Here is an 11,505-nt window from a genome sequence, read left to right as displayed (position 1 = left end):
GTGGTGTCGTCGGGAGTCTGTCCGACAGGGAGAAGGCGAACTTCGCAGAAATCCCGGTTGTGATGATCAATCCATTTCAGCCGCGGCGAGTAACGCGTCGAGGTCCGGCGCGGATACCCCGCGGTACCGCACCTGAACCAGCCCTTCTGCGCGGAGCCTGCGCATAGCGTCCCTTGCCGAGTCCGGCTTGGCGCCGACGAGCTTGCCAAGTTCCTCTTGCGACAGCTCGATCCCCAACTTCTTGCCATGACCGTGGGGTACGCCGTGCACGGTGAGTAGTTCGAAGATCACCCGCGCCAACCGAGCCTTGACGCTGTAGGCGGCGAAGTCGAGCCTGCGCCGGTTCGCGAAGTCGCGACATTCGCTGATCAGAGCGCACAAGGCGAAATACGCCTTCGGGTACGTGCTCAGAAACCCCAGGAACGTGTCCCGGGCGATCGACTGCACCGCGATGTCGGCGCAGGCGGTCACCGTTGCCGAGCGCGTGCCGTCGGCGTGGAACATCGCACCCTCGCCGACAACATCACCCGCCACGCGGATCGCCAGCAAGGTCTCCGACCCGTTGGCCATCACGCCGCTGACCTTTGCAAACGCCGCCCGCGGCCCGGTCGGCGCGCGCAGCAGGAACACATCGGACCCGTGCATGCCTTGGGTGATGAAGGAGGCTCCCGCCGAGATCGTGCGCGAGGTGCCCAGCCGCAGGAGTTCACCACGCGTATCGGTATCGAGGCGGGCGAGAAATGTTCCACGCAGCCACGACCCTGGAGGCTGAGGTCTGCCGGTCAATGCGGGGTCTCCTGTCGTGCAATGTTCAGGTTGCACTTCCGGTAGTTCGACGGTGTCCCTGACACTGTTACACGGGCAATGAGGGCAGATGCACACGATTCGACGCTCCGTCAGACGTTCGCACACTTCTTGTGTTGGCGCGCAAGAGGACCCGCCTCACCTCGGTGTGCCAGCGCCGCGCCATTGAACCTGCTGGGCGGACACTATCAAATATGGCACGCCGACCCGGAGCGCACTGCGGTGCTGACGTGTTTTTGCTGTCCGGGATCCCAATTTGACCGGGATCTGTCCTTGACCGCTGAAGGGTTTATGCGATACGGCAGCTGGGCGGGCCGTGTTGTCCGGATAGTTGAAGAACTGTCATCGCTGAATCCGCGCACCACGACAGGTGACACGCGGGATATAAGTATGGGATGACTACGGGAATCGAGCCCCGCGGATCGGCGGGCGGTGGGCTGATCCGGCTCGGGCTCATCGACAACGACCGGATGCTGTTGGCGACCACCGAGGGCTGGTTCGCGGCCAACGCGCCGGGTATGCGCATCGAGCACAAGGCCAGCACGGTGGCCGAGTACCTGGCCCTCGAACCCGCCGACGACCTGGTGCTGCTCGATCTCAGACTCGACGACAGCACCAGGTTCGTCGACAACATCTCCCGCCTCGTCCAGTACGGGACGGCGGTGTTGCTGCTCTCCGCGCACACCAGCCGCGACGTCAAGCTCGACGCCATCCGCGCGGGCGCGGTCGACTTCCACCCCAAGGGCGACCTGGTCGGCCTGGTCCAGGCGGTGGCCGACATCGCCGCGAACCGCTATGTGCTCGGCCAGGAACTGGCGTTCGCGATCAGCCGTGATCGCGGTCCTGGCAGCCCGGACCTGTCGGAGCGGCAAACGGAGGCGGCAATGCTGCGTGGTCGGGGTCTGCAGGTGAAGGAGATCGCGAAGCGGATGAACGTCACGCCCAAGACTGTCGAAGGCTACTTGGAACGGGTCAAGGCCAAGTACCAGGACGCCGACCGGCCCTACAACACCGCCGCGCAACTGCGCGACCGCCTGCGCGAGGACGGCGCCGAACTCTGACGAGGCGGAAATGAGGGGGAAACACCCGTCACCGGGAGAGCGCTCGATCGGGCATCGTTTCCCGCATGCGCAAGGGTGGAGTGGAAGAACAAGTACGGGCCTGGCTGATGCGGGCGCTCGCGCTGCTGTGGTTCGCGCAAGTCGTGCCGTGGGGGGTGTTGCTGCTGTGGCCGGGTTCGGAGTCCTCACGGGCGCCGGTACCGGTGGTCGTGTCCTACCTGCTGTACCTGTTGTGGGCGGCGGGACTCCTCCGATGGGTGATCAAGCGCCCGTCGGTCGGCCGGGTCCAGATCACCGTCGCGATCGCGGTGATGACGGCCGCGGAGATCTTCGTCGGTCTCGTCCTCCCGGCGGAGGCGGTGTCCACCTGGCAGAACTGGACGCCGTCTCCCGCGACCGGGGTTGCCGTGCTCGCCCACGTCTACGGCGGGTACCGCTGGGGCGCGAGCGCCGTGGTGGCGCTGGGCGGGGCGTATCTGGCGACCGGGCTGCGCGGCCACGGTCTAGACCAGGCTGGCACGCTGCTCGGCGTCACGGGTCAGTTGGTGGTGTTCACCTTCGCTGGCGGACTGGTCGCGGCCAAGCTGCTGGGCACCGCCCGGCAGGCGGACGCCGAAGCGGAGGGCGCGCTACGGGCCCGTGAGGCCACGGCCCGCGCGGAGGAGCGGGTCCGCCAGTACGAGGTGTTGCACGACAACGTCCTCAACACCCTTGCCCTGCTGGCGAGTCAGCCCGCCCTACCGGAGGCGGTCCGCGCCAAGTGCGCGCGCGAGGCCAGGTTCCTGCGCGCCATAGTGGACGGTGGAACCGGTGCGGAAGGGACCACTTTGGACTCAAGACTGGCCGAAGTCGTCTACCTCCAAGGCGCACACGCCCTCGAAGTGCACTACAGCTCGGACGGCCTGCCTCCCGAGATGGCAGCCGCGACGGTCAGCGCCCTATCGGCGGCCGTCACCGAGGCGCTGAACAACGTGGCCAAACACGCGCGCACCACACGCGCCTGGGTCGTGGCCACCGGTGAACCGGACGGTGAGGTGACGGTGACCGTCACCGACCACGGGTGCGGCTTCGACCCGGCAACCATCCCGGACGACACCGGGTTGCGCCGCTCCATGACCGCCCGGCTGGCCGAGGTAGGGGCGACGTCGTCCATCGACAGCGGCCCCGGACGGGGCACAGTCGTAGAGATCCTCCTACCTGCCAACCCTTCTGCTTAAAGGAGAGCGCCATGAAGAGACGCAACAACGTCCCGCTCCCGAACACCCAGGCGGGCGCCCCCATCGAGGTCGCCGCCCTCGGCTCGATGTACCAGGCGGAGCGGTCGGAGAACGTCTCCCTCCTCAACACCAACATCGCCCTCCTCGGCGCCGTCCTGGCCTACGCGGCCGCGTCGGTAGCCTTCCTCGACAAGGTCCCACAACTACCCCGCGTGGCAGCGGGCCTCGTCCCCATCCCGCTGTGGGTCGGCATGCTCTACAGCACCGTGCTCGTCGCACTCGCAGGCAGACGTGGATCCTCAGCCCTCATCGTCGAGAAGGCCCTGTTCAGCCACACCGGCATGGACCCGAAGAAACAAAACCAGGTCGGCTCAAAAGCGGGCGAGTACATAGTGAACCCGACACTGGCGCCGTGGCCCTACCGAATCATCATCGCCGTGGTCTACGTAGTCCCCTGGGTCCTGGTCGGCCTATACACGACACACCTGCTGGTGACCTACGTCCGCCCCGGAACCCTGTTCTACACCATGGCCACCGCCTACGCACTCCTCCTAGTCCTGGTCATCACCGCCTACTACCGGGCCTTCCGCGACCGACCACGACCCTGACCCCAAATATGGCGAAAACCGCCCAAATGATCCCCTCGCCCCCCGAACCGGCAGCGGGACCACTGATACAACGACCTTCCAACCCACCCACACCCCACACCCGCACCCACACCGCACCCGCGCCCACACACGCCACCACTCACGCACGCACCGGTTGGGGGTCCGGGGGCGAAGCCCGCCGGGCGGGTCTGGGGTTGCACCCCAGAGAAAATGACGAGCGACCTGGTTCGCGCTTTCCGCGAACACACTTCGCCCAGAGCGAGTGCCCCCGGCAGGATTCGAACCTGCGACACACGGTTTAGGAAACCGATGCTCTATCCCCTGAGCTACGAGGGCTGGCGGTGACACCCTACCGGGTGGGGTCGAAGGGTGGGTGCCGGTGGTCCCCTGGGTTGACGCCGGGGGGTGGGGGTGGGTGGTCCACTAGGGGGGATGCCGGATGTCGGTCCGCTTGTGAGCGGGTGATACTCGGCGAGTCCGATCAAGAGGTTGTTGAGGGGTGACGGTGGTGGCGCAGCGGCGGCTGGAGATCGTCGGGGTCTCCAAGCGGTACGGGGACGTCGTGGCTTTGCGGGAGATGACGTTCGAGGTGGGGGCTGGGGAGCTGTTCGGGTTTGTCGGCTCGAACGGGGCCGGCAAGACCACGACGATGCGGATCGCGTTGGGGGTGCTCGCCGCGGACGGGGGCGAGGTGAGATGGGGTGGGGAGCCCATCACGCTGGAGACGCGCCGCCATATCGGGTACATGCCGGAGGAGCGCGGGCTCTACCCCAAGATGAAGGTCGGGGAGCAGTTGGTCTACCTGGCCCGCCTGCACGGGCTGGACGCCGTGACGGCCCGGCGGTCGGTGGAGGAGTGGACCGAGCGGTTGGGGGTCGCCTCGCGTCGGGATGACGAGGTGCAGAAGCTGAGCCTGGGCAACCAGCAGCGCGTGCAACTCGCCGCCGCGTTGGTGCACAACCCGTCGATCCTGGTGCTCGACGAGCCGTTCTCCGGGTTGGACCCGGTGGCGGTGGACGTGATGAGCAAGGTTTTGCAGGACAAGGCCGCCGAGGGGGTGCCCGTGGTCTTCTCCAGCCACCAGTTGGAGCTGGTCGAGCGGCTGTGCCACCGGGTCGGCATCGTGCGCAGTGGACATATGGTGGCGTGCGACACCGTCGAGGCGTTGCAGGCCGGGGGGACGGTTCGACTGGTGGTGGACGCACCGAACGCGCAGCCGGGGTGGGCCGACGGGGTGCCCGGGGTGGTGGTGGAGGAGCAGTTCGGCGGTCGGACCGTGCTGGAGCTCCGGGACGGCGCCGACGACCAGGCCGTGCTGCGCGCCGCGCTGGCGACCGGGCCCGTGCTGGAGTTCAGCAGGCGCAGGCAGTCGCTGACCGAGCTGTTCCGCAACGTCGTCTCCGAGCACACCCCGGAGGTGGCCGCGTGAACACCACCCCCGACGTGCGCATGGGCAAGTGGGAGGCGGTCGGCCTGGTCGCCGGTCGCGAGGTCAAGACCCGGTTGAAGTCCAAGGCGTTCCTCGCCACCACCGCCGTCACGATCGTCCTGCTCATCGGCTTCACCCTGGTCATGAAGCTCGTCCAGGGCGGCTCGGACGCCTCCGTCGGCGTCGCGGGCGGCTCGACCGCCCTCGAGGCGCCGCTCAAGAGCACCGCCGAGACGCTCGGCCAGACCATCGACGTGCACCCGGTCGACGAGGCCGCGGGTCGGCGCCAGGTCGACGACGGCAGCCTGGACGCGCTGCTGGTCGGCGACGGTTCGAAGATCGTCGTGGTGGTGAAGAAGGACATCGACGGGAAGCTGCGCTCCGCGCTCGACGTGCTCGCGGGCAGGCTCGCGCTCAACCAGGAGATCGTCAAGCTCAACGGCGACCCGGCCGCGATCAGCCAGGCGGTCGCCGAGGCCAAGGCCGTGGTCGAGCCGTTGGAGCCGCCGTTCGACTACAACGGGCAACAACTGGTCATGGGCATGATCGCGGGCGTGCTCATCTACATGTCCCTGCTGATCAACGGCCAGTCGGTCGCCCAGGGCGTGGTGGAGGAGAAGTCCAGCCGGGTGGTCGAGCTGCTGCTGGCCACCATCCAGCCGTGGCAGCTGATGGCGGGCAAGGTGCTGGGCATCGGCGTGGTCGGCCTGGTCCAGATGGTCGCGATCGGCGGGTTCGGCCTCGTCGCCGGGCTCGCGACCGGGGTGCTGACGATCTCGCTGTCCGCCGCGGTGGGCACGGTGGTCTGGCTGATCGTGTGGTTCCTGCTCGGCTTCTTCGCCTACTCGCTGGTCTTCGCCGCCCTCGCCGCCCTGGTCTCCCGCCAGGAGGACGTCGGCGGCGTGATCACCCCGCCGCTGATGTTCGTCATCCTCGGCTACGTGCTCGGCATCTCGATCCTGCCCAGCGACCCGGGCAACCACCTCGTCGAGGTGCTCTCGCTGGTGCCGCTGTTCGCCCCGACGCTGATGCCGATGCGGATGGCCATGGGCGGTGTCCCGGTGTGGGAGGCGGGCCTGGCCGTGGTCCTGGTCCTCGCGCTCATCCCGGCGCTGGTCTGGCTCTCCGGCCGGATCTACCGCAACGCGGTCATGCGCAGCGGTGCCAAGGTGAAGCTCGTCGACGCCCTCCGCGCCGCCTGACCCGAGATCGACACCGCGGGGCTCCTCGGCTTCGAGGGGCCCCACGGGTGTGTCAGCACGTCCGGGCGGCCCGACGGTAGAATCCAACCGCATGGACGTGTTGTTGGTGACGCGTTGACGCAGGTCGGGAGGTGCGCGTGATCAAGGTGCTCATCGCGGACGACGAGGAGCTCGTCCGCTCGGGCCTGCGGACGATCCTGCGCGGCGCGGGCGACATAGACGTCGTGGCCGACTGCGACGACGGCGTCCGCGTCTTGGACCTGGTCCGCCTGCACCGCCCGCACGTCGTCCTGCTCGACATCCGGATGCGCACCACCGACGGCATCGACGCCCTCCGCGCCCTCATGACCCTCCCGCGTCCCCCGGCCATCTCGATGCTCACGACGTTCGACGTCGACGAGTACGTCCGCGAAGCCCTGCGCTGGGGCGCGAACGGGTTCCTCCTCAAGGACGCCGAACCCGGGCACATCGTCAAAGCCGTGCGGGACCTCGCGCGCGGTGGGGCCGTTTTGGACCCGAAGGTCGCCGCGCGCGTGGTGAACACGGTCGCCGATGGTGCGCGGGTGGCCGAACCTGCGCGCCGGTTGCTGTCGATGCTGTCCGACCGCGAGTTGGAGGTCGTCGGGCTGGTCGGCGAAGGCTTGTCCAACGCCGAGATCGGGCACCGGTTACACCTATCCGAGGCCACGGTTAAGGGATACGTCTCTGCTGTGCTGGGGAAGATGGGTGCGGCCAACCGCGTGCAGGCGGCGTTGGTCGCCTATAGGGGCGGTCTCATCGCGTAGTGGGCGCGGGCGCGTGCACCTCGACCCGGTTGCGACCGTGCCTCTTCGCTCGGTACAGCGCGGCGTCGGCGTTGGCGAACAACCGCTCCAGCGTGTTGTCGCCGGTGGCGACACCCACGCTGACCGTGGGTCGTTGTGTGCCACCAAGCACCGCGGTCCAGTCGTGCATGTCCACCGCGACCCGGATGCGCTCGGCCACCGCGACGCCCACGGGACTCGTGCGGCCCTCGGAGTGGTCCATGGGCGCCTCGGTGAGCAGTACTACGAACTCGTCGCCTGCCCACCGCGCGATCACGTCACCCCCACGGCATTCCGCGCGCAGCAGCTGCGCGATCTCCCGTAGTGCGGCGTCTCCGGCCGCGTGCCCGGCGGCGTCGTTGACGCTCTTGAACCAGTCGACGTCGATCAGCACCAGCCACGGCACCCGGCCGCCGACCACCGCGCGCTCCAGGATCTGCGGCGCGGTCCGCTCCAGCCCCAACCGGTTGGCCAGGCCCGTCAACGGGTCCAGCGCGGCGGCTTCCTGCGCGGCCATGGCGAGCCGCTGCGCCCGGATGGCCAGTCTGCGCTGCTCCAGCGCTTGACCCAGCCCCTCCTGCAACGTCTCCATGGCGGTGTGGCGCGCGGATATGTTCAACCGCAGCGCGGCAGCCTCACCGGCGGTGTCACCGCTCTCGTGGCAGATGTCGGCAAGATCCGCGGAGTAGCGCTGGAGCAGCGAGGTGTCGTTGATGCGCGCGGCCTCGTCCACCGCGATCTTGCCGTAGTCGGCGGCTTGGCCCATCGCGCCCTGCCTGCGCCGGATCATCGACAGGACCCAGTTCGCGACCGACCGCGCCCACCGGTTCTCCTGCGCCGCGGCGAGGGCGATGGCGTCGTGCGCGGTGCGCTCCGCGCGGTCGAGCTCGCCGATCCCGGCCAGCGCGGCGCCGTAGGCGGAGAGCAGGGCGAGGTGCACGCGGCCGTCCGCGACCAGCGTCAGGCCCTCCTCGAACAGCGGGATGGCCTCCCGGAAGGTCGCCTCCGCCGCCTCGGCCTCCTGCTCGCACGCGCGGAAGTTCAGCGTGCCCGCCAGTCCTTGCAGGCAGTGCGCCAGGATCTCCCGGTCGTCACCTGTCCGGGCGACCTCCACCGCCACCCGGCAGATGTCGAGCGACGCCCTGCGGTGACCGATGCCCTCCAGCAGGTACCCGAGGCGGCCCAGGGTGTCGGCGGCGAACGACCCGCGCGGCTGCTCGGCGTCGATGTCGCTCCAGCCCTCGGCGGCCAGCTCCAGCGCCAGCGGGATGCGCCGCAGCCGCCACGCGGCCACCGCGCGCCTGGTCAGGATCGCCGCCCGCGTCCACGGGTCCAGCCCCGGCGGGACCTTGGCGAGCTGCTGGTCGAACAGGCTGTTGGCCTCTTCGTCGCGACCCGCGTCGATGAGCAGCCGGACCTCCCGGTCGGCGCGCAGCGCCTCGGTCGCGGCCACTCGGTCGTCCAGCCCCACAGCGCCCACACCGTCCTCGATGTCCCCTGCGAACGGCCCGAACGTGGCCTGCGACACGGTAGTAGCCAGGCTACAAGGGTTTGGCGGGGTGGCCCGAACGGAGTAGTGGTATCGCGAACCAATGGTTAACGGAATGTGATTGATCCAGTACCACCCGCTCAGGTCTGGGTCGTCGCGTCGGGGGAGTCCCGCCACTGCGCGAACGGCCGGTCCAGCCGCCAGCGGCCGTGCTCCAGGGTGAGCACCCGGTGGTCGCAGTGCGGCGGGTTCGACAGCGACTCGAACAGCTCGATGCTCCACGAGAACATCCGCCTGCACAGCAGCCGCATGGTCAGCCCGTGCGAGACCACGAGCGTGGTGTCCGGGTGCGTCGGGTCGTGCCGGATCCGCGCTTCCAGCTCGGTGAGGAAGCTGGCCACCCGGTCGTCCACGTCCGCGCCGGACTCGCCGTGCTCGAGCCGGTAGAAGAAGTGCCCGAACTCGTGCCGCTTCTGCTTCTGCACCTGCTGGCCGACGGGGTCCTGCAGGTTCCCCCAGTCCTGCTCGCGCAGGCGGGGTTCCTGGACGCGGCGCACCACGGGCACGCCGAGCAGCTCGAAGGTGCGCATCGCGCGCACGTATGGGCTGATGTAGGCCGCGACGGGTCGGTCGCGCAGCAGGTCGCGCAGCCGCGAGCCCTCGGCCCGGGCCTGCTCCTCGCCGCGCGCGGTCAGGGGCAGGGCGTGGTCTGGGATGCGGCAGTAGGCGAGTTCGTCGACGTTGCCCAGGCTCTCGCCGTGCCGCAGCAGGATTATCCGCACACTCACTATCGTGCCCAATGTCCACGCACCACAGTGCGGGCAACCGAGCGACCCGGGAGTGCGAACCAGTGACCAGGTACTTCAGTGACCGAGACCACATCTCCGCGCGCGTGGCGGGGGTCCGGGCATGAGCGGCGTCCCCGGAACGGTCGCGGTGGTCGGCGGCGGCACCATGGGCGCGGGCATCGCGCACGTCTTCCTGGCCGCCGGGAGCGCGGTGGTGCTGGCGGAGGCCGACGCCGAACGCGCGGCGGTCGGTGCGCGCAACGTGGCGGCGTCGCTGCGCAAGGCCGAGGAGCGCGGGAAACTCGCCGGTACGGCCGAGGAAGCCCTGACCCGTTTGTCCACTGTGGAGAGCCTGGGCGCGCTGCCGGTGGAGACCGCGCTCGTGGTGGAGGCGGTGCCGGAGAACCTCGACCTCAAGCGCGCGGTGTTCACCGAGGTGGCGCAACGGTGCCCGGAGGCGGTGCTGGCGTCCAACACCTCGTCACTGTCCATCACCGAACTGGCCCAGGGGTTGCCCGGCGAGCGGGTGATCGGCATGCACTTCTTCAACCCGGTTCCGGTGCAGGCCCTGGTGGAACTGGTCGTGCACGCGGGTCTACCGGCGGAAACCGTGGCCGTCGTGCGCGGTTGGGCGGAGGCCCTGGGCAAGACGGTGATCGAGGTCCGCGACTCGCCGGGGTTCGCCACCTCCCGCCTCGGCGTGGCGGTCGGACTGGAGGCGATCCGCATGCTGGAGGAGGGCGTGGCCACGGCGGAGGACATCGACACCGGCATGCGCCTGGGCTACGGGTGGCCCATGGGGCCGTTGCGGCTCACGGACCTGGTGGGTCTGGACGTGCGGTTGTCCATCGCGGATCACCTGGCGACGCAACTGGGGGCGCGGTTCGCGGCGCCGCAGCTACTACGGGACAAAGTCGCCCGTGGGGAACTGGGGCGTAAGAGCGGTCAGGGGTTCTTCACGTGGTAACCATTCGCGCGTACCGGGAAGAGGACGCGGAGGCCGCCTGGCGCTTGCGCCGCTTGTCGTTCGGTGGACCACGCGAGACATCCGTGCCTGATCTACCCGGTGCGTGGAACGGGCTTGTCGCGGAGTCGGATGGCGCTGTCGCGGGGTTCTTGCGGATTTGGCGCTACAACCAGTTCTTCGGCGGTGCGGCCGTACCGATGGGTGGGGTGGCCAGCGTTGCCGTTCACCCACATGCGCGCGGACAGGGCGTCGCGGGTCGACTGCTGACCGAGGCGTTGCGGGTGATGCGCGCGTCAGGGCAGCACGTGTCGACGTTGTACCCCTACGTCATTCCCGTCTACCGCAACCACGGTTGGGAACACACGGGCACCAGGCTCTACGCGAACCTGTCCCTGGCCGCGTTGAGCGCCGTCCCACGCGTCGACGTGCCGCTGCGGCCCGCGACTCCCGAGGACGTCGAGGGAATGCGGGAGTCCTACCTGCGCGTCGCGCCGGGCATCAACGGGATGCTCGACCGCGCGGCCCCCGCGTTCGACCCGGCCCTGGTACTCGACCACGACGTGGTCACGGTGGCGCCGCACGGCCACCTGGTCGCCGACCGGCCCGACGGCAAACGCTTGATGGTCCGCGATCTCGTCGCCGAGGACCTCGCCACCATGTCGGCCCTGCTGCGGCAACTCGCCAGCTGGGCCGGTGGCATGACCGAGGCCGAGGTCCGGGTCCTCGACGGGACGCTGCTCGACCTCGTCGCCCCGGGCGGCGTGACCCTGAGCCGTGACCCGTTCATGTTCCGGGTCGTGGACCTGCCCGCGGCGGTGGCGGCGCGCGGGTGGTCGGTCGACGGCCGGTTCGAGGTGGACATCGAGGTGACCGACGACCAGGCGCCCTGGAACGCGGGTCGGTGGCGCCTGGTCGCGGACGACGGCGTGGTCACGTGCGAACCCGGCGGGACCGGGGCCGTGCGACTGGCGTCGCGCGCGCTGGGTCCCTGGTACGCGGGCTCGGCGACGGCGGCGACCCTCCGCCGGGCGGGACTGCTCGAAGGAGACCGGGAGATCGCGGAGAGGCTGGACCGGCTGACGGGCGCGCCACACCCGGTGCACATGGTGGAGGCCTTCTAGACCCTGGACGACTCTT

11 protein-coding genes and 1 tRNA gene are annotated in these 11,505 nt (G+C 69.3%); 8 read left to right on the top strand and 4 right to left on the bottom strand.

Annotation, left to right across the window (positions count from 1 at the left end; all coding sequences use genetic code 11):
- Positions 1-66: 66 nt before the first annotated feature.
- Positions 67-786, bottom strand: coding sequence for a Crp/Fnr family transcriptional regulator (locus CLV40_RS04845; protein WP_146107932.1), 720 nt, complete (start codon positions 784-786; stop codon positions 67-69).
- Between the two features lie 413 nt (positions 787-1,199).
- Here CLV40_RS04845 and CLV40_RS04840 point away from each other — a divergent pair, with 413 nt between their 5' ends.
- The 3 genes from CLV40_RS04840 (at position 1,200) to CLV40_RS04830 (ending at position 3,690) form a co-directional block, all read left to right on the top strand.
- On the top strand, positions 1,200-1,865 hold the full coding sequence (locus CLV40_RS04840) for a helix-turn-helix transcriptional regulator (RefSeq protein ID WP_104477325.1): 666 nt from the start codon (positions 1,200-1,202) through the stop codon (positions 1,863-1,865).
- A 65-nt stretch (positions 1,866-1,930) separates the two neighbouring features.
- The gene (locus tag CLV40_RS04835; RefSeq protein WP_104477323.1) at positions 1,931-3,082 is read left to right on the top strand and encodes a sensor histidine kinase; all 1,152 of its coding nucleotides are present in this window, start codon (positions 1,931-1,933) and stop codon (positions 3,080-3,082) included.
- A gap of 11 nt (positions 3,083-3,093) precedes the next feature.
- Positions 3,094-3,690: a hypothetical protein gene (locus CLV40_RS04830; RefSeq protein ID WP_104477322.1), complete on the top strand. Its 597-nt coding sequence runs from the start codon at positions 3,094-3,096 to the stop codon at positions 3,688-3,690.
- Positions 3,691-3,953: 263 nt separating this feature from the next.
- Here the strand turns inward: CLV40_RS04830 and CLV40_RS04825 are convergent.
- Positions 3,954-4,026: transfer RNA gene (locus CLV40_RS04825), tRNA-Arg, on the bottom strand.
- 172 nt (positions 4,027-4,198) lie between these two features.
- On the opposite strand from CLV40_RS04825, the gene CLV40_RS04820 reads away from it, so the two are divergent.
- From CLV40_RS04820 to CLV40_RS04810, 3 genes are all read left to right on the top strand, one after another.
- On the top strand, positions 4,199-5,119 hold the full coding sequence (locus CLV40_RS04820) for an ABC transporter ATP-binding protein (RefSeq protein WP_181043348.1): 921 nt from the start codon (positions 4,199-4,201) through the stop codon (positions 5,117-5,119).
- A gap of 20 nt (positions 5,120-5,139) precedes the next feature.
- Complete coding sequence (locus CLV40_RS04815) at positions 5,140-6,321, top strand: ABC transporter permease (protein WP_104477807.1); 1,182 nt, start codon at positions 5,140-5,142, stop codon at positions 6,319-6,321.
- 137 nt (positions 6,322-6,458) lie between these two features.
- Positions 6,459-7,106 carry a response regulator transcription factor gene (locus tag CLV40_RS04810; RefSeq protein WP_104477805.1) on the top strand — a complete coding sequence of 216 codons (648 nt, stop codon included), beginning with the start codon at positions 6,459-6,461 and terminating at the stop codon, positions 7,104-7,106.
- On the opposite strand, the gene CLV40_RS04805 is transcribed toward CLV40_RS04810, so the two are convergent.
- Complete coding sequence (locus tag CLV40_RS04805; RefSeq protein ID WP_245931075.1) at positions 7,096-8,652, bottom strand: GGDEF domain-containing protein; 1,557 nt, start codon at positions 8,650-8,652, stop codon at positions 7,096-7,098. The two genes, CLV40_RS04810 and CLV40_RS04805, sit on opposite strands and share 11 nt — an antisense overlap.
- 101 nt (positions 8,653-8,753) lie before the next feature.
- Positions 8,754-9,395, bottom strand: a complete 642-nt coding sequence (locus CLV40_RS04800; protein ID WP_104477320.1) for a histidine phosphatase family protein — start codon at positions 9,393-9,395, stop codon at positions 8,754-8,756.
- 127 nt (positions 9,396-9,522) lie between these two features.
- On the opposite strand from CLV40_RS04800, the gene CLV40_RS04795 reads away from it, so the two are divergent.
- Both CLV40_RS04795 and CLV40_RS04790 read left to right on the top strand, forming a co-directional pair.
- The gene (locus CLV40_RS04795) at positions 9,523-10,368 is read left to right on the top strand and encodes a 3-hydroxyacyl-CoA dehydrogenase family protein (protein ID WP_104477318.1); all 846 of its coding nucleotides are present in this window, start codon (positions 9,523-9,525) and stop codon (positions 10,366-10,368) included.
- The gene (locus CLV40_RS04790) at positions 10,362-11,489 is read left to right on the top strand and encodes a GNAT family N-acetyltransferase (protein ID WP_245931073.1); all 1,128 of its coding nucleotides are present in this window, start codon (positions 10,362-10,364) and stop codon (positions 11,487-11,489) included. Before CLV40_RS04795 ends, CLV40_RS04790 begins: the two co-directional genes overlap by 7 nt.
- Positions 11,490-11,505: the final 16 nt, after the last annotated feature.

Source organism: Actinokineospora auranticolor, from assembly GCF_002934265.1.
GTDB lineage: Bacteria > Actinomycetota > Actinomycetes > Mycobacteriales > Pseudonocardiaceae > Actinokineospora > Actinokineospora auranticolor.
Note: the sequence above shows the minus strand (reverse complement) of the source record. Positions and strands in the feature narration are given on the sequence as shown.

Coding starts and splice junctions, on each gene's coding strand:
- CLV40_RS04840 (WP_104477325.1), top strand. CDS start 1,200: ATGACTACGGGAATCGAGCCCCGCGGATCGGCGGGCGGTGGGCTGATC.
- CLV40_RS04835 (WP_104477323.1), top strand. CDS start 1,931: ATGCGCAAGGGTGGAGTGGAAGAACAAGTACGGGCCTGGCTGATGCGG.
- CLV40_RS04830 (WP_104477322.1), top strand. CDS start 3,094: ATGAAGAGACGCAACAACGTCCCGCTCCCGAACACCCAGGCGGGCGCC.
- CLV40_RS04815 (WP_104477807.1), top strand. CDS start 5,140: ATGGGCAAGTGGGAGGCGGTCGGCCTGGTCGCCGGTCGCGAGGTCAAG.
- CLV40_RS04795 (WP_104477318.1), top strand. CDS start 9,523: ATGAGCGGCGTCCCCGGAACGGTCGCGGTGGTCGGCGGCGGCACCATG.